Source organism: Tannerella forsythia (assembly GCF_001006485.1).
Taxonomy (GTDB): Bacteria; Bacteroidota; Bacteroidia; order Bacteroidales; family Tannerellaceae; genus Tannerella; species Tannerella forsythia.
This window is the reverse complement of sequence record NZ_JUET01000141.1, coordinates 1-550: the sequence shown is the minus strand read 5'-3', so window position 1 is coordinate 550 and position 550 is coordinate 1. Positions and strand designations below refer to the sequence as shown.

Sequence of the window (550 nt, the reverse complement as noted above, 5' to 3'; positions counted from 1 at the left end):
CATATGCGGTAAGGGATGGGGGGCTGCGGGAGGTCGAAAGGGATGACGAGAGGCGGGAGGGGGGGGAGGGCGTGGGAGAGGGGGGGGGAGGGGCGGAGTGTGGTGGGGGGGGGGTGAGGTGGGGGATGGAGGTGGGGGAGGGGAGGGTGGGGGGGGGGGCGGGGGTGGGGAAGGGAGGGGGGGGGTGGAGGGGGGCGGGGGGGGGGGGGGTGAGGGGGGGGGGGAGGGGGGAGGGGGGCGGCGTTACTGCGGCAGGAGGGGGTCGGGGCGGTGGAGTGGGAGGGGAGAGGGGGGAGGGGAGGGGGATGGAGGGGAAGAGGGAGGGAGAGAGGGGGGAGAGGGGGAGAAAGGAGGCGGAGGACGGGGAGGGGGAGGGGGCGGGAGAGAAGAGGGTGAAAGGGGGGGAAAAGGAGGGGAGAAGGAGGGAAAAAGAGGGAAAAAGGAAGGAAGAGAGAAGGGAGAGGGGGGGAAAAGAAGAGGAAAGGGAAGAGGAGAGAGGAAGGGAAAAGGGGGAAGGGGAGGGAGAGGAGAGGAGAGGAGGGAGAAGAGG

The 550-nt window shown here is 70.7% G+C and carries 1 protein-coding gene; it reads left to right on the top strand.

What is annotated here, in order from left to right; all coding sequences use genetic code 11:
* Nucleotides 1-305: 305 nt before the first annotated feature.
* The coding region (locus Tanf_RS16770) for a hypothetical protein (RefSeq protein ID WP_201774594.1) at nucleotides 306-550 on the top strand (245 nt) is incomplete at its 3' end.